The sequence below is a fragment of the Pseudomonas sp. GL-B-19 genome (assembly GCF_019956415.1).
GTDB lineage: Bacteria > Pseudomonadota > Gammaproteobacteria > Pseudomonadales > Pseudomonadaceae > Aquipseudomonas.
This window is the reverse complement of record NZ_JAHBDK010000108.1, coordinates 66,462-81,701: the sequence shown is the minus strand read 5'-3', so window position 1 is coordinate 81,701 and position 15,240 is coordinate 66,462. Positions and strand designations below refer to the sequence as shown.

Sequence of the window (15,240 nt, the reverse complement as noted above, 5' to 3'; positions counted from 1 at the left end):
ACAAAGCCGTCTAGGCAGCGGCCAGGAATTATACGCTGGCGGCTGGCGAAGGAATGGCAGTGACCCGCCAGTCATCGCCAACCGCGCGAATTTCGGTGATTTTAAGCTCGGGCGCATCCTTCATTTGCGCGAGCGGCCAGTCGAGCAGTGGCCGCGCCGAGGAGCCGAGGAACTTGCCGGCGATGAAAATCTGGAATTCATCCACCAGGCCTTGCTGCGCGAAAGCGCCGGCCAGACGCGGGCCGGCTTCGACCAGCACCTCGTTGACGTCACGGGCGGCGAGCGCGACTAGCAACTGGCGCAGATCGACCTGACCGTCAACACCGGGCACGATCAGGCATTCCGGGCCATTGGCATATTGTTCCTCTACCGCCACACAGGTGGCGACCAACGCCGGGCCGGCCTTGAAGAACGGCGCATTCAGCGGCACCCGCAGGCGACCGTCGATCAGCACGCGCAGCGGTGGACGGCTCATGGCCAGAGCGGTTTGCTCCGGATCCAGGCCCAATTCGTCAGCGCGCACGGTCAGCCGGGCGTTGTCCGCCAGCACCGTGTCGGCGCCGGTCAGCACCACGCTGGCCTGGGCACGCAGGCGTTGCACCGCCGAACGCGCCGCTGTGCCTGTGATCCATTGGCTTTCGCCGCTTTCCATCGCGGTGCGACCGTCCAGGCTCATGGCCAACTTGACCCGCACGAACGGCAAGCCGTGTTCCATGCGCTTGAGGAAGCCTTGATTGAGCTTGCGCGCTTCACCTTCCAGCACGCCACTTTCGGTGGTAATCCCGGCTTGGGCCAGGCGTTGCAGACCGCGACCGGCGACTTCCGGATTCGGATCCTGCATGGCCGCGACCACACGGGCGACCCCGGCATTCACCAGGGCATCGGCGCAGGGCGGCGTGCGGCCGTGGTGGCTGCACGGCTCCAGCGTCACGTAGGCGGTGGCGCCACGGGCCTTGTCGCCGGCGGCTTGCAGGGCGTGGACTTCGGCATGTGGTTCGCCGGCGCGCACGTGCCAGCCTTCGCCGACAATCTGCCCGTCATGCACGATCACACAGCCCACCCGAGGGTTGGGGTGCGTCGTGTAATGGCCTTTTCGCGCCAGTTCCAGCGCGCGGGCCATGTAATGGGCATCGAGGATGGCAAGTTCTGCGGGCGTATTCATTCTTTCACCGGCTCACGGGCCAGGCGATCGATCTCTTCGCGGAACTCGTTGAGGTCCTGGAAGCGGCGATACACCGAAGCGAAGCGAATGTAGGCGACTTCGTCGAGCTTTTGCAGCTCGGCCATCACCAGCTCACCGACCACGAGGGATTTGACCTCACGCTCACCGGTGGCGCGCAGTTTGTGTTTGATGTGCACCAGCGACGATTCGAGGCGCTCGACACTCACCGGGCGCTTCTCCAAGGCACGCTGCATACCGGCGCGCAGTTTTTCTTCGTCGAACGGCTGACGGCTGCCGTCGGTTTTGATCAGGCGCGGCAACACCAGTTCGGCAGTCTCGAACGTCGTGAAACGCTCGCCGCAGGCCAGGCATTCACGCCGGCGGCGCACCTGTTCGCCCTCGGCGACCAGACGCGAGTCGATGACCTTGGTGTCGTTGGCACCGCAGAAGGGACAGTGCATGGTGGCAGGCAACAAAAAAAGGGAGGGCCATGGTAGCGCATCCCCGTGGCAAGACAAGCCATAGGGTTTGCGGTATACAGACGGCTATAGTGTTTGATCCATGGATTTCACCTTGCTGGAGCCGTAAATGTCCCTAAGACCGCTCGTTTTGCTCAGTCTATTCAGCCTGCTGGTGGCCTGCGGCAGCGATGCACCCAAGTCCCAGCCGCCGACACCAGGGCCTGCCCCACAGGCTGCGCAGAAGAAAGCGCAAGAATCGGCCAACCTCGGACCGCTGCCGGCGTATCAACGTGAATTGAGCGGCACCTTGCAAGGCGTGCCTGCCGGCGCCGAAGTCGAACTGGCGCTGCTGGTGATCGACGAAAAGGATCGCCCGCAACAATTGCTCGCCAGCTCCAGTTTGATCGGCACCAATCAAGTGCTGCCATTTCACCTGCGTTTTAATCCGGAATCGTTCCCTTCCGGTGCCCGCGTTGAACTGCGCGGTCGTGCCAGCCAGTCCGGCCAGTTGATTCTGCATCTGCCGTCGCGGGTCATCTCGCAGCCAACCACGCAGGCTTTGGGTCAGCTGCAATTTGTCAAAGCGCCATGATTGCACCGCTCGACCTGCAACAGGCCTTGGGTGAACTGCTCGGTGATGCGCAGCTTGTACCTGTCGCATTACCCGAGACCGACCTGAAACTCTGGCTGATCGACGGCGACAACATGGACCGCGCATTCAGCCCGGAAGAAACCCGGCGGATTCTGCATGAGCCGCCGTACTGGAGTTTCTGCTGGGCCAGTGGCCTGGCAGTGGCGCGCTACCTCGCCGAATTCCCCGAGTGGGTCAAAGGCAAACGGGTGCTGGATTTCGGTGCCGGTTCCGGGGTGGCGGGCATCGCTGCAGTGAAGGCCGGCGCGCTTGAAGTGGTGGCCTGTGACCTCGACCCGCTGGCGATTGCCGCGTGCCGGGCAAACGCGCAACTCAATGATGTCCATCTCAACTACTCGACCGACTTTTTCGCCGAGGCGGACCGGTTTGATCTGATCCTGGTCGCCGATGTGCTCTACGACCGGGCGAACCTGCCATTGCTCGATGAATTTTTAACCCGTGGCAAAGAGGCGCTGGTGGCCGATTCGCGTGTCAGGGATTTTCGTCATTCGCTGTATCAGCGCATCGAAATGCTGGAGGCCATGACTCTGCCGGATCTGGCCGAACCTGAAGAGTTTCGGCATGTGAGCCTTTACCACGCGCGGCGCGGCTAAAAGCTTCGCGAGCAGGGATGTTCGGTGTGACGTAGATCACTTGTGGGAGCGAGCCTGCTCGCGATGGCGATGTGTTCGGCAACACAAGACTAACTGCCACCCCGCTTTCAGCCATACCCCGCCTGGCCTTATAGTTGCCCCATTCACGCTTCCAAGAGATCCCCCATGAGTCAGGAAACGCCGTACATCTTCGACGCCACGACTGCTGATTTCGACCAGTCGGTGATCGAGAACTCCTTCCACAAACCGGTGCTGGTGGACTTCTGGGCCGAATGGTGTGCGCCCTGCAAAGTGCTGATGCCATTGCTGCAGACCATTACCGAGAGTTATCGGGGCGAGTTGCTGCTGGCCAAGGTCAACTGCGATCTGGAACAAGACATCGTCGCCCGTTTCGGGATTCGCAGCCTGCCGACCGTGGTGCTGTTTAAAGATGGTCAACCGGTCGACGGTTTTGCCGGTGCACAGCCGGAATCCGCCGTACGGGCGATGCTTGAGCCTCACGTACAAATGCCGCCACCGGCCGCCGCCGACCCGTTCGAGCAGGCTCAGGCCTTGTTCGATGACAGTCGTTTCGCCGACGCCGAAGCCGTACTGAAAGTGTTGCTGGGCGAAGACAACACCAACGCCAAAGCGCTGATCCTCTACGCCCGCTGCCTCACCGAGCGCGGTGAGTTGGTTGAAGCGCAAACCGTGCTCGACGCGGTCAAGAGCGATGAACACAAAGCGGCGCTGGCCGGTGCCAAGGCGCAGATCCTGTTTCTCGGCCAGGCCAAGGATTTGCCGGATGCGGCAGACCTGAAAGCGCGTCTGGCGAAAAATCCGCAGGATGATGAAGCGGTGTATCAACTGGCCATTCAGCAACTGGCTCGCCAGCAATACGAGCCGGCGCTGGACTCGTTGCTGAAACTGTTCATCCGCAATCGCAGCTACAGCGAAGGCTTGCCGCACAAGACCTTGCTGCAGGTGTTCGAATTGTTGGGCAATGACCACCCGCTGGTGACCACGTACCGCCGCAAGCTGTTTGCTGCGCTGTATTAAGCAACCTTGTAGGAGCACGGCTTGCCGGCGATGGCGTCCCTGAGATCGCCATCGCCAGCCGCCTGTGCTCCTACAAGGGCTCTTGCCAGCTGTAGAGCGGCGTATCGCCGCCGCTCGACACCTTCACATCGGCGCTATGGCGCAAGCGCACCAACAAGCGCTTGCCCGACGCCGCGCTGCCCGTCAGAGCTTCCAGCTGATCGAGCAAATCCGGCCCGCTCAATTGCCCGGCCTTGCGCAACAGGTCCCTGGCGATCTGCCACAACGCCTCATCCTGAGTCACCGGTTTGGCCGGGGCGACACTGGCCTCGGGCTGGCTCACCTGCAACTGCGCGCCGAGCCGTGCCCAGTCGCCGTCATCCATCTCCAGCGTCAAATCCACCGGCCAGTCGCCGATGCTTCCGCGTATACGCAACATACGTCTGCTCCTGCACATTTCTGACCTGCATGCTCCCATGGGACTTGTGCAACGCCAAGTAGCCGGTCAAACTCCTCGCACTTACGTTATAAGATTACATAACAAATACTTCATTTTACTTTTCGAGGACCCGCCATGCGCCGTCTGCTGCTCGCTTTGCCGTTTGCCTTGTTACCGCTGGCCGTCGCCCACGCCGCTGACGAACATGATCATGAGCACGGCAGCCTCGGCGCCCACGAACATGGCGTCGGTCGCTTGAATGCCGCGCTGGACGGCCAGACCCTGGAACTGGAACTTGAAAGCCCGGCGATGAACCTGGTGGGCTTCGAACACGCCGCCACCACGGATGCCGACAAAGCCAAAGTCGCCACCGTTCGTGCGCAACTCGAAAAACCATTGGTGCTGTTCAACCTGCCAAAAGCGGCCGGTTGCGTGATCGCCATGCAGGAACTGGAAAGCCCGTTGTTCGGTGACAAACCGGACGCCGATGACCACGATGAAGACGCCAAAAACGAACATCATCACGATCACAGCGAAATCCACGCTCACTACCAATTCACCTGCGCAGCTCCCGGCGCCCTGAAAAACCTGGACTTGGCGAACATCTTCAACACGTTCCCGGCGACCCAGAAAATTCAGGTACAACTGATCAGCCCGAGCGGCCAGCAAGGCATTGAAGTGACAGCCAAGGCGGCCGCCCTGAAATTCTGAATCCACCGAAAATCCAATGTAGGAGCGGGCTTGCCCGCGAAGGGGCCATCACATTCAACACATCTGTTGACTGTCAGACCGGTTTCGCGAGCAGGCTCGCTCCCACAGGTTTATCAACACCCATGAAATCGGCGCCATGACCCAAGCACTCATCGAACTGTCCGACCTGGGCTTCAGTTGGCCCGGTCACCCGCCGTTGCTGGATATCCCGGCGTTTCGCCTGGAACCTGGCGAAACCCTGTTCCTCAAAGGCCCCAGCGGCAGTGGCAAGACCACCCTGCTCGGCCTGCTCGGTGGCGTGCAGAAGCCGGATCGCGGCAGCATTCGTCTGCTTGGCCAGGAACTGACCGAACTCGGCGCCGGTGCGCGCGACCGTTTCCGCGTCGATCACACCGGTTACATCTTCCAACAATTCAATTTGCTGCCGTTTCTGTCCGTGCGCGAGAACGTCGAACTGCCCTGCCACTTCTCCAGGCTGCGCGCCGAACGGGCGAAACAGCGCCACGGCAGCGTCGATCAGGCAGCGGCCACCCTGCTCGCTCATTTGGGTTTGAAGGATGAAAGCATCCTCAGCCGTCGCGCCGACTCGCTGTCTATCGGCCAGCAGCAACGCGTGGCCGCTGCGCGCGCGTTGATCGGTCAACCGGAATTGGTCATCGCCGACGAACCGACGTCGGCCCTGGACTACGACGCGCGAGAAAACTTCATTCGGTTGTTGTTCGCCGAATGCCGTGAAGCCGGGTCGAGCCTGTTATTTGTCAGCCATGACCAGAGCCTCGCACCGCTGTTCGATCGCCACCTGTCGCTGGCCGAACTCAATCGCGCCGCCACCCCGTTCGAGGTCTGAGATGTATTTGTTTCGTCTAGCCATGGCCAGTCTGGCTAACCGGCGCTTCACCGCCCTCCTCACCGCGTTCGCCATCGCCCTGTCGGTGTGCCTGCTGTTGGCGGTTGAACGAGTGCGCACCGAAGCCAAAGCCAGTTTCGCCAGCACCATCAGCGGTACCGACCTGATCGTCGGCGCGCGTTCCGGTTCGGTGAACCTGTTGCTGTACTCGGTGTTCCGAATCGGCAACGCCACCAACAACATCCGCTGGGACAGCTTCGAACACTTCGCCAACAATCCGAAAGTGAAATGGGCGATTCCGATGTCCCTTGGCGACTCCCATCGCGGCTATCGAGTAATGGGCACCACTGAGGCCTACTTCGAGCATTACCAGTACGGCCATCAGCAGCACCTGGAACTGGCCGACGGTCGCGCCTTCGCCACCGATCCGTTTGAAGTGGTGCTCGGTGCCGAAGTGGCGGATGCATTGCACTACAAGCTCGGTGACAAACTGGTACTGGCCCACGGTGTGGCGGTGATCAGCCTGGTCAAGCACGACGACAAACCATTCACCGTGGTCGGCATTCTCAAACGCACCGGGACCCCGGTGGACCGCACGCTGCACATCAGCCTTGGCGGCATGGAGGCGATTCACGTCGACTGGCACAACGGTGTGCCAGCGCAAGGCAACGGCCGGATCAGTGCCGATCAGGCGCGCAACATGGACCTCACGCCGCAAGCGATCACTGCGTTCATGCTCGGCCTCAACAGCAAGATTTCGACCTTTGCGATGCAACGCGAAATCAATGAATTCCGTGGCGAGCCGATGCTGGCGATCCTGCCCGGCGTGACGCTGCAAGAACTTTGGAGTTTGATGAGCACGGCGGAAAAAGCCTTGTTTGTGGTCTCGCTGTTTGTTGTGCTGACCGGGTTGATCGGCATGCTCACGGCGATTCTCACCAGCCTGAACGAACGTCGGCGCGAGATGGCGATACTGCGTTCGGTGGGAGCCCGGCCGTGGCACATCGCGACCTTGCTGGTGTTGGAGGCGTTTGCATTGGCGCTGTCCGGGGTGATTGCCGGCGTGGCATTGCTCTATGTATGCATCGCCACCGCCCAAGGTTACGTGCAAGCCAATTACGGCTTGTACCTGCCACTCGCGTGGCCCAGCGAGTATGAATGGATGCTGCTCGGTGGCATCCTGATCGCCGCCTTGCTGATGGGCAGCGTGCCGGCCTGGCGCGCGTATCGCCAATCGTTGGCCGATGGCCTGTCGATCCGACTATGAGGACGTTGAACATGCCCCGCGCCTTACTTGCGCTGCTGATGCTGGTCGCCCTGCCCCTTTGGGCAGCCGAGCCGAAAGACCTGACCTGGTCGCAAATGATCCCGCCGGATGCCGCGCCGGAAGTGCCGAACATGACGCCCCTGCACGACCTGTCGCAGATGAGCAGCACGCTGTCTGCCGAGTCGGCACCCGCCGCCAGACAGGACATGCCGAATGCGCCGGTGGTGAAGAGCCTTGATGGTCAGAATATTCGCCTGCCGGGCTACATCGTTCCACTGGAAGTGAGTGAAGACGGTCGTACCACGGAGTTTCTGCTGGTGCCGTATTTCGGCGCGTGCATCCACGTGCCGCCACCGCCGTCGAACCAGATCGTGCATGTGAAAAGCGAAGTCGGCGTGAAGCTGGATGAGCTGTACCAACCGTACTGGATCGAGGGGGCGATGCAGGTCAAGGCATCAACCAGTGAGTTGGCGGATGCCGGATATCAGATGGAGGCGAACAAGATTTATGTGTATGAATTGCCGGAGTGAATCCGGCAATTCTGTGTTGCCCACAAGATAGCTATCGCGAGCAGGCTCGCTCCCACAGGGTTTAGGTGATCCCTGTGGGAGCGAGCCTGCTCGCGATAGGGCCTCAGTTACACCACAGAAACAAGCCCCATCACTGTTTTCATTGAGCTGAATCAAAAGACCGCATCAGACGGATTTGTACCATTGGGCATCAAAAATTTTTAACGCCCTTTGGAGCCCTCCCATGCACAAGTCTTTGCTCAGCGCCTCGCTGGTTGCCCTCGCGCTCGCAGCCCCCCTCGCCCATGCCTTCGAGGCCGGCGACATCCTTATTCGTGCCGGCGCAATCACCGTCGACCCAAAAGCCGACAGTTCCAGCGTCAAGGTCGATCAAGGCCCGCTGGCCGGTGCAGACCTGGGTGGCGAAGCCACCCTGAGCAGCGACACGCAGCTGGGTCTGAACTTCGCGTACATGTTTACCAGCCACTGGGGGATCGAACTGCTGGCAGCCACCCCGTTCGAGCATGACGTGAAGCTCAAAGGCACTGCCCTGGGCTCAGCCGCCAACGGTAAACTCGGCACCATTAAACAGCTGCCACCGACCTTGAGTGTCGTGTACTACCCGCTGGACTCGAAGTCCGATTTCCAACCGTATCTCGGCGCCGGCATCAACTACACCGTGATCTACGACGAAAACGTCGGCAGCGAAGCCCAGGCCAAGGGCTTCAGCAACTTCGAAGCGGACAACTCATGGGGCCTGGCGTTTCAGGTTGGTGCTGACTACATGATCACCGACAACATCTTGATCAACGCCCAGGTACGCTACATCGACATCGACACCACCGCGACCGTTGAAAACAACGCAATTGCGCCGGGTACCCGGGCTAAAGTCGATGTGGACGTAGACCCGTTCGTTTACATGGTTGGTTTGGGTTACAAGTTCTAAGCCCCCTTCGCGAGCAGGTCGAATCGTCGCACCGTCGCTCCCACATTTGATCTGTGCATCAACACACAACCACTGTGGGAGCGAGCCTGCTCGCGAAGACGTCAGCCCAGACAGCACACAGCCAGCCCCAATAAAAAAGGCGCCTCAACAGGCGCCTTTTTTGTGATCGCGAAAATCTCAGCGCCCCAACAACCGTGCCAGGCCAACACTCATGGGTGTCTGCGCAGGGTAGGTAAAGCGCTCCAGCAAACGCCGGTTGTTCGCCCGCGAATGGCGGATATCGCCAGAGCGCGCCGGGAGGTAGCTGATGGGCGGCAACTCACCGAACAGCGCTTCCAGCGCTTGTAGCAATTGCTTGAGACTGGTCGCCTGGTTCCAGCCGACATTCACCGCACCGGCTTCAACTTGCGGCTTTTCGATGGCCTGCACCAGCAGTTCAATCAGATCCTCGACGTAGACGAAATCGCGCGTCTGCTCGCCATCACCGAACACGGTAATCGGCAGGCCTTGGCGCGCCCGTTCGCTGAAAATGCTGATGACCCCGGAATACGGCGAGGAAGGGTCCTGACGCGGGCCGAAGATGTTGAAGAAGCGGAAAATCACCGGCTCCAGCGCATGCTGGCGACGGTAGAATTCGAAGTAGTGTTCGCTCGCCAACTTGTCCACTGCGTAAGGCGTCAATGGCGCCTTGGGCGTGTCTTCGTCGATCGACTCACCTTCGCCATTGTTGCCGTAAACCGCCGCACTGGAGGCAAACAGCACGCGTTTGACGCCGGCCTGGCGCATGGCTTCGCAGACATTCAGTGAACTGATGAAATTGCTCTGGTGAGTCTTCACCGGATCGGCCACCGAGGCCTGTACCGAGGCCACCGCGGCCAGGTGCGCCACGGCGCTGCAACCGACCATCGCCTGAGCCACCAAAGCAGCGTCGGCGACATCACCTACGATCAATTCGAGGTTGGGGTTATCCAGCGGCAGGTTGCTGCGTTTGCCGGTGGACAGATCATCGAGAATGCGCACCGAATGCCCCTTGGCGAGCAAGGCATCGGTCAGGTGCGAGCCGATGAAACCGGCACCGCCGGTGATTAAAACAGGTCCGTCAGCCATGGCGATAAAACCTATCCAGTAGGCCCGGGAGTGCGGCGCGCCAGGCGCGAGGTTTGATCCCGAACGTGTGCAAAATTTTCTTGCAGGCCAACACCGCGTGTTGCGGCTCTTCGGCGGCATCCGGTCGCGCGGCGTGAGCCTGGGCGGTCGGCGCTTCAATGGCCAGCGGATGCAGGCTGCGTGCTTCGGTCAGGATAGCCTGACCCAGTGCCAGCGGCGTGGTCGCCTCATGGCCGGCGTAATGATAGGTGCCCCACAGCGGCGCCGCACAATCGAGTTGTTTGAGCACCGAAATGATCACACGGGCCGCATCGTCGACCGGTGTCGGGTTGCCCCGGCGGTCGTCGGCCAACAACAATTCTTCAGGTGTCTCGGCCCGCGCGAGGAAACGCCCGAGCGTGCCGTCAGGACTGTCATCGAGTAACCAGCCGAAACGCAGCAACACGTGCTGCGGGCAAGTCGCGCGAACGCTTTGTTCGATGCGCCACAACGACTGACCGCGCAGTCCCAGCGGAACCGGTTCGTCCTTCTCGCTGTAGGCGGTGGCACGGGAGCCATCGAACACGCGATAACTCGAGGGTTGCAGCAGAACAATGTTGTGATGCTGGCACAGTTCGGCCAGACGCTCGATTGCTCGCTCCTGCCCGGCCAGACGTTGCTCGCTGACTGTTTCCGCCTGAAACCAGTCGAAGTAGTAGGCGAGGTTGATCAACGCGTCCGGGCGGGTGTCGTCGAGCAGTTGCGTCAGGCTCGCGGCATCCCAGCCGTCTTGCGGGGGGCGGGGGGCGAGGAAACCGATGTCTTCCTCCGCACCGAGGCGAATCAGCGCCTGCCCAAGGGCATTTCCGCCGCCCAGTAACATAAGGCGCATTCGCATAGAGTCAGCAGGCCCAGTCTGATTGGAACGATGGCTTTTATCGACAAGGCCCGCGGGCCATGTCGTTGATAGTTTCTGGAATCGTTGCATTTTGCGGGTTTAGTGCGCAACCGTCATCCGTAAAGTGTAGATCTTGCCGTTTTGTGCAAGCAGACAGGGCCTCATCGCGGGCAAGCCTTGCTCCTACAATGGTGCCGGTCATACCTGTAGGAGCAAGGCTTGCCCGCGATAGCGACTTTTCGGTCGCCGCAGATCTCCAGCGGTACTTGCAACTTCCCTGGCTCGCCCGCATAAATTGCTGCATGAATCTGCCAATCCCGACGGACAGCGCCCTGGCAGGCTTCCACCCCGCCGTCAGCGCCTGGTTCAGCAACACCTTCCCGACGGTCACCGCCGCCCAGGCCCGGGCGTGGCCATTGATTCGCCAGCGCCGCTCGACCCTGATTGCCGCACCCACCGGGTCCGGCAAAACCCTCACTGCCTTCCTCGCCGTCATCGACGACCTGGTTCACCGGGGGCTGGAAACCGACGACGGGCTGCCAGATGAAACACTGGTGGTCTATGTCTCGCCGCTCAAGGCCTTGTCCAACGACATCCAGATCAACCTGCAAGATCCGCTCGCCGGGATCACCGAGCAATTGCGGGTGATGGGCCTGCCCCCATTGCAGATCAACACCGCCGTGCGCACCGGTGACACCCCGCAAAAAGATCGCTCGGCCATGCGCAAGATCGCGCCGCACATTCTGGTGACCACCCCGGAATCCCTTTACGTGCTGCTCGGCTCGGACTCCGGTCGACAGATGCTCGGCACCACACGCACAGTGATTGTCGATGAAATCCACGCCATCGCCGCCAGCAAACGCGGCAGCCATTTGGCCCTGAGCCTTGAACGGTTGCAGGCGCTGTGCGCAGAACCGCTGGTGCGCATTGGTCTGTCCGCCACGCAAAAACCCATCGAAGCGGTGTCGCGCTATCTCGTGGGCCACGACCGTCCTTGCGACATCATCGACATCGGCCACGCCCGCCCACGGGATCTGGACATCGAAGTTCCGCCCGTGCCGTTGTCAGCGGTCATGGCCAATGATGTGTGGGAACTGGTCTACGACCGCCTCGCCGCCCTCGCCCGCGAACACCGGACCACGCTGATTTTCGTCAACACCCGACGTCTCGCCGAACGCCTGAGCCGGCATCTGAGCGAACGCCTTGGAAAGGACGCCGTGGCCGCCCACCACGGCAGCCTGGCCAAAGAGTTTCGTCTGGACGCCGAGCAACGGCTCAAGCGTGGCGACCTGCAAGTGCTGATCGCCACCGCTTCACTGGAATTGGGCATCGACATTGGCGATGTCGACCTGGTGTGCCAAATCGCCTCGCCGCGCTCGATTTCAGGGTTTCTGCAACGGGTCGGCCGTTCCGGGCACCAGATCGGCGGTACGCCCAAGGGCCGCTTGTTCGCCACCACCCGCGACGACCTGATCGAATGCGCCGCGCTGCTCGATTGTGTAAGGCGCGGCGAACTCGACACGTTGCAGATTCCCACTGCGCCGCTGGACGTACTCGCGCAACAAATCATCGCCGAGGTCAGTTGCCAGGAATGGTCAGAGCAAGCGTTGCTGGCGATGCTGCGTAACGCTTCGCCGTATGCCGAACTCGACGAAAAACACTATCAGGCACTGCTGCACATGCTCGCCGAGGGCTACAACGGTCGACAGGGCATGCGCAGCGCTTACCTGCACCGCGACACCGTCACCCGCACTCTGCGCGGTCGCCGGGGTGCCAAGCTGACCGCCGTTACCAGTGGCGGGACCATTCCGGACAACGCCGACTACAGCGTTTTGCTGGAACCCCAAGGGCTGAATATCGGCAGCGTCAACGAAGACTTTGCGGTGGAAAGCATTGCCGGGGACGTGTTCCAGTTGGGCAATACCTCCTACCGAATCCTGCGGGTCGAAACCGGCAAGGTCCGGGTCGAAGACGCTCAGGGCCAACCGCCGACCATTCCCTTCTGGCTCGGTGAAGCGCCAGGGCGCAGCGCAGAACTGTCCTTTGCCGTCGCTCGCTTGCAAGCACACCTCGACGACTTGCTCGGCGCCACGCCGGGCAACCTGCAACCAGCCCTCGACTGGCTGACCGACACCCTCGGCCTGAACGTCGCCAGCGCCGAGCAACTGGTCGATTACCTCGCCCGGGCGCGCCTGACGCTGGGTGCCCTGCCGTCACAAGACACGTTGCTGATGGAGCGGTTTTTCGACGAGTCCGACGGCACGCAACTGATCATCCACACCCCGTTCGGCAGCCGCATCAACCGCGCCTGGGGCCTGGCCCTGCGCAAGCGCTTCTGCCGCACCTTCAACTTCGAATTGCAGGCCGCCGCCAGCGAAGACGCAATCGTACTGTCGCTGTCCACCAGCCACAGCTTTGAACTCGACGACGTCTGGCGCTACCTGCACAGCAACAGCGCCGAGCACCTGCTGATTCAAGCGGTGCTCGACGCGCCGCTGTTCGGCGTGCGCTGGCGCTGGAATGCCGGCGTCGCCCTGGCCCTGCCGCGCTACAGCGGCGGACGTAAAGTCCCGCCGCAGATCCAGCGGATGAAAAGCGAAGACCTGATCGCCAGCGTGTTCCCCGATCAGATTGCCTGCGTGGAAAACCTCGCCGGTGAGCGTGAAATTCCCGACCATCCGCTGGTGGAACAGACCCTCGACGATTGCCTGCACGAGGCGATGGACAGCGAAGGTTGGCTGGCGCTCTTGCGGCGCATGGAACGTGGCGACGTGCGGCTGATCAGTCGTGACCTGCCGGCGCCGTCCCCGCTGGCGGCGGAAATCCTCAGCGCCCGGCCCTACACCTTTCTCGACGATGCGCCGCTTGAAGAGCGGCGTACGCAAGCGGTGCTCAACCGGCGCTGGACCGATCCACAGTCCACTGACGACCTCGGTGCGCTGGATGCCGACGCGATTCAAGCGGTACGCGATGAGGCTTGGCCGACGCCCACCGGAATCGATGAAATGCATGAGGCGTTGATGAGCCTTGCGTGCATCAGCGATGCCGAGGCGCAGGCCAATGCGCACTGGCTCGACTGGCTGAACGCCCTAACCGACAGCGGTCGCGCCAGCCGTTTGCAAATCAACGCCAAGCAAGGCTTGTGGCTGGCATTGGAGCGACTGACCTGCTTGCAGGCGATTTATTCCCAGGCGATATCAGTGCCGGCGCTGCAAGCATTGCCCGGTTTCGATGAGGCCTGGGCGCCAGACGAGGCCGTCGTTGAAGTGATCCGCGCACGGCTCAGCGCGTTTGGGCCGTTGCCACTCACAGAGATTGCCGAGCCGCTTGGATTGGCGGCGAATCATGTCACCCAGGCCTTGGCGCAACTGGAACGCGAAGGCTATGTGTTGCGCGGCCGCTTCACGCCCGGCGCAGGGCTTGAGGAATGGTGCGAACGACATTTGCTGGCGCGAATTCATCGCTACACGGTCAAGCATTTGCGGCGCGAAATCGAGCCGGTGGCGTTGCAGGATTTCATGCGCTTTCTGTTCGACTGGCAGCACCTGTCGGCGGCGACTCAGGGCCAGGGCAGCGCGGTATTGCCCGCCATTGTCGGTCAGTTCGAAGGCTATCCCGCCGCCGCGTCAGCTTGGGACAGCGACATTCTGTCGGCGCGAATCAAAGACTATTCACCGGGTTGGCTGGATGATCTGTGCCGCAGCGGCAAACTGGTCTGGACGCGCCTGACCGCCCGCAACAAGGGCGCCAGCACGGCATTGCGCAGCACGCCGATTCTTTTGTTGCCGCGCAGTCAGGTCGGCTTGTGGAGCGGCTTGACCGAGCAGACACCGGTCAGCGAATTGTCACCCAAAACGCAAAAGGTGCACGAAGCGCTCAGCCAACACGGCGCGCTGTTTTTCGATGAGCTGATGCACGAAGCTCATCTGCTGCGCTCGGAACTGGAAATCGCCTTGCAGGAACTGGTCGGCGCCGGGCTAGTGAATGCCGACAGCTTCGCCGGGGTGCGGGCGCTGATCACCCCGGCCAGCAAACGCCAAAATCGCAGCAGTCGACGCGGGCGCGGAGCGTTTGTCGGCGGGATGGACGATGCCGGGCGCTGGGCCTTGTTACGCCGCGGGCCTGCCGCGCCGGTTGTGGATAACCAACGTCCGGCGCCGACACCGACCGAGACACTGGAACACATCGCCATGACCTTGTTGCGACGCTACGGCGTGGTGTTCTGGCGCTTGCTGGAACGTGAGGCGGATTGGCTACCGAGCTGGCGCGAATTGCTGCGCACGTTTCATCGGCTGGAGGCTCGGGGCGAAATACGTGGCGGTCGGTTCGTCAGTGGCTTGGCCGGTGAACAGTTTGCGTTGTCCGAGGCGATTCCACTGCTGCGCGAAGTACGTCGACGGCCGCATGACGGCAGTTTGATTGCGGTGTGCGGGGTTGACCCGTTGAACCTGGCCGGGACGCTGTTACCCGGCGCGAAAGTACCGGCGTTGGCGAGTAATCGGCTGGTGTACCGCGATGGTCTTGCGGCGGCGGCGGAGATTGCCGGCAAGCCGCATTTTTGGTTGGAGCTAGATCAGCCATCGACTGCCGAGCTGCACAGCAAGCTGATCCGGCATTGAGGTCGGCCGGGCGGGCCCCTTCGCGAGCAGGCT

General features: G+C 61.6%; 14 protein-coding genes. 9 read left to right on the top strand and 5 right to left on the bottom strand.

Features of this window, described 5'->3' with window-relative positions; translation table 11 throughout:
- Positions 1-28 precede the first annotated feature (28 nt).
- Complete coding sequence (gene ribD / locus KGB06_RS29365) at positions 29-1,162, bottom strand: bifunctional diaminohydroxyphosphoribosylaminopyrimidine deaminase/5-amino-6-(5-phosphoribosylamino)uracil reductase RibD (RefSeq protein WP_223521898.1); 1,134 nt, start codon at positions 1,160-1,162, stop codon at positions 29-31.
- Positions 1,159-1,623: a transcriptional regulator NrdR gene (gene nrdR / locus KGB06_RS29360; RefSeq protein ID WP_003228656.1), complete on the bottom strand. Its 465-nt coding sequence runs from the start codon at positions 1,621-1,623 to the stop codon at positions 1,159-1,161. The genes ribD and nrdR overlap by 4 nt, the downstream gene beginning before the upstream one ends.
- A 127-nt stretch (positions 1,624-1,750) precedes the next feature.
- Between nrdR and KGB06_RS29355 the strand changes: the two genes are divergently transcribed.
- The 3 genes from KGB06_RS29355 (at position 1,751) to trxA (ending at position 3,906) form a co-directional block, all read left to right on the top strand.
- Positions 1,751-2,215: a YbaY family lipoprotein gene (locus KGB06_RS29355; RefSeq protein ID WP_223521896.1), complete on the top strand. Its 465-nt coding sequence runs from the start codon at positions 1,751-1,753 to the stop codon at positions 2,213-2,215.
- Positions 2,212-2,868, top strand: a complete 657-nt coding sequence (locus KGB06_RS29350) for a class I SAM-dependent methyltransferase (protein WP_223521894.1) — start codon at positions 2,212-2,214, stop codon at positions 2,866-2,868. Before KGB06_RS29355 ends, KGB06_RS29350 begins: the two co-directional genes overlap by 4 nt.
- 165 nt (positions 2,869-3,033) lie before the next feature.
- On the top strand, positions 3,034-3,906 hold the full coding sequence (gene trxA, locus KGB06_RS29345) for a thioredoxin (RefSeq protein WP_223521892.1): 873 nt from the start codon (positions 3,034-3,036) through the stop codon (positions 3,904-3,906).
- A 70-nt stretch (positions 3,907-3,976) separates the two neighbouring features.
- On the opposite strand, the gene KGB06_RS29340 is transcribed toward trxA, so the two are convergent.
- Entirely contained in the window at positions 3,977-4,324 is a 348-nt protein-coding gene (locus KGB06_RS29340; RefSeq protein ID WP_223521890.1) for a hypothetical protein, read from the bottom strand.
- Positions 4,325-4,459: 135 nt separating this feature from the next.
- Between KGB06_RS29340 and KGB06_RS29335 the strand changes: the two genes are divergently transcribed.
- The 5 genes from KGB06_RS29335 (at position 4,460) to KGB06_RS29315 (ending at position 8,604) form a co-directional block, all read left to right on the top strand.
- The gene (locus KGB06_RS29335; RefSeq protein WP_223521887.1) at positions 4,460-5,035 is read left to right on the top strand and encodes a DUF2796 domain-containing protein; all 576 of its coding nucleotides are present in this window, start codon (positions 4,460-4,462) and stop codon (positions 5,033-5,035) included.
- A 136-nt stretch (positions 5,036-5,171) separates the two neighbouring features.
- On the top strand, positions 5,172-5,882 hold the full coding sequence (locus KGB06_RS29330; protein ID WP_223521886.1) for an ABC transporter ATP-binding protein: 711 nt from the start codon (positions 5,172-5,174) through the stop codon (positions 5,880-5,882).
- 1 nt (position 5,883) lies between these two features.
- Entirely contained in the window at positions 5,884-7,149 is a 1,266-nt protein-coding gene (locus KGB06_RS29325) for an ABC transporter permease (RefSeq protein ID WP_223521884.1), read from the top strand.
- A gap of 11 nt (positions 7,150-7,160) precedes the next feature.
- Positions 7,161-7,679, top strand: a complete 519-nt coding sequence (locus tag KGB06_RS29320; RefSeq protein WP_223521882.1) for a DUF3299 domain-containing protein — start codon at positions 7,161-7,163, stop codon at positions 7,677-7,679.
- 223 nt (positions 7,680-7,902) lie between these two features.
- Complete coding sequence (locus KGB06_RS29315; RefSeq protein WP_223521880.1) at positions 7,903-8,604, top strand: OmpW/AlkL family protein; 702 nt, start codon at positions 7,903-7,905, stop codon at positions 8,602-8,604.
- A 177-nt stretch (positions 8,605-8,781) separates the two neighbouring features.
- Here the strand turns inward: KGB06_RS29315 and KGB06_RS29310 are convergent, their stop codons facing one another.
- On the bottom strand, positions 8,782-9,711 hold the full coding sequence (locus KGB06_RS29310) for an NAD-dependent epimerase/dehydratase family protein (protein WP_223521878.1): 930 nt from the start codon (positions 9,709-9,711) through the stop codon (positions 8,782-8,784).
- Complete coding sequence (locus tag KGB06_RS29305; protein WP_223521876.1) at positions 9,704-10,588, bottom strand: sugar nucleotide-binding protein; 885 nt, start codon at positions 10,586-10,588, stop codon at positions 9,704-9,706. The genes KGB06_RS29310 and KGB06_RS29305 overlap by 8 nt, the downstream gene beginning before the upstream one ends.
- Positions 10,589-10,890: 302 nt before the next feature.
- On the opposite strand from KGB06_RS29305, the gene KGB06_RS29300 reads away from it, so the two are divergent.
- A complete protein-coding gene (locus KGB06_RS29300) occupies positions 10,891-15,207 on the top strand; it encodes a DEAD/DEAH box helicase (RefSeq protein ID WP_223521875.1) in 4,317 nt (1,438 codons plus the stop codon).
- Positions 15,208-15,240: the final 33 nt, after the last annotated feature.

Excerpts from the sequence above, each read along its gene's own strand:
- ribD (WP_223521898.1), bottom strand. The coding sequence starts at position 1,162 with ATGAATACGCCCGCAGAACTTGCCATCCTCGATGCCCATTACATGGCC.
- nrdR (WP_003228656.1), bottom strand. The coding sequence starts at position 1,623 with ATGCACTGTCCCTTCTGCGGTGCCAACGACACCAAGGTCATCGACTCG.
- KGB06_RS29355 (WP_223521896.1), top strand. The coding sequence starts at position 1,751 with ATGTCCCTAAGACCGCTCGTTTTGCTCAGTCTATTCAGCCTGCTGGTG.
- KGB06_RS29350 (WP_223521894.1), top strand. The coding sequence starts at position 2,212 with ATGATTGCACCGCTCGACCTGCAACAGGCCTTGGGTGAACTGCTCGGT.
- trxA (WP_223521892.1), top strand. The coding sequence starts at position 3,034 with ATGAGTCAGGAAACGCCGTACATCTTCGACGCCACGACTGCTGATTTC.
- KGB06_RS29340 (WP_223521890.1), bottom strand. The coding sequence starts at position 4,324 with ATGTTGCGTATACGCGGAAGCATCGGCGACTGGCCGGTGGATTTGACG.
- KGB06_RS29335 (WP_223521887.1), top strand. The coding sequence starts at position 4,460 with ATGCGCCGTCTGCTGCTCGCTTTGCCGTTTGCCTTGTTACCGCTGGCC.
- KGB06_RS29330 (WP_223521886.1), top strand. The coding sequence starts at position 5,172 with ATGACCCAAGCACTCATCGAACTGTCCGACCTGGGCTTCAGTTGGCCC.
- KGB06_RS29325 (WP_223521884.1), top strand. The coding sequence starts at position 5,884 with ATGTATTTGTTTCGTCTAGCCATGGCCAGTCTGGCTAACCGGCGCTTC.
- KGB06_RS29320 (WP_223521882.1), top strand. The coding sequence starts at position 7,161 with ATGCCCCGCGCCTTACTTGCGCTGCTGATGCTGGTCGCCCTGCCCCTT.
- KGB06_RS29315 (WP_223521880.1), top strand. The coding sequence starts at position 7,903 with ATGCACAAGTCTTTGCTCAGCGCCTCGCTGGTTGCCCTCGCGCTCGCA.
- KGB06_RS29310 (WP_223521878.1), bottom strand. The coding sequence starts at position 9,711 with ATGGCTGACGGACCTGTTTTAATCACCGGCGGTGCCGGTTTCATCGGC.
- KGB06_RS29305 (WP_223521876.1), bottom strand. The coding sequence starts at position 10,588 with ATGCGAATGCGCCTTATGTTACTGGGCGGCGGAAATGCCCTTGGGCAG.
- KGB06_RS29300 (WP_223521875.1), top strand. The coding sequence starts at position 10,891 with ATGAATCTGCCAATCCCGACGGACAGCGCCCTGGCAGGCTTCCACCCC.